Below are 276 nucleotides of genomic sequence, written 5' to 3'. Positions count from 1 at the left end.
AACCAGATGGCTCAACATATCCACCAGGAACTAAGGTAGAAATTCCAGGTGAAGATGGAAACACAATCACAGTAACAATTGGCGACAATGGTTCAGGTGAAGTACCAAATGACAATCTTCCTAAGAAAGATGTCCCAGGTACAGGAACAGTAACCGAACCGAACAAGAAACCATCACAACCAGTGGATGTAACAACACCAGCTCGTAAGACACCAACAGTAGATGTTGAACAAGATCCTAAGACAGGTGACGTTACAGTAACACCTAAGAAACCAG

1 protein-coding gene is annotated in these 276 nt (G+C 43.1%); it reads left to right on the top strand.

The genetic code is table 11. From position 1 onward, the window contains the following. The coding region (locus tag EII37_RS11225; protein WP_221620947.1) for a hypothetical protein at nt 1-276 on the top strand (276 nt) is incomplete at both ends.

Origin of the sequence: Streptococcus sp. OH4692_COT-348 (assembly GCF_003859975.1) — a bacterium.
GTDB lineage: Bacteria > Bacillota > Bacilli > Lactobacillales > Streptococcaceae > Streptococcus.
Note: the sequence above shows the minus strand (reverse complement) of the source record. Positions and strands in the feature narration are given on the sequence as shown.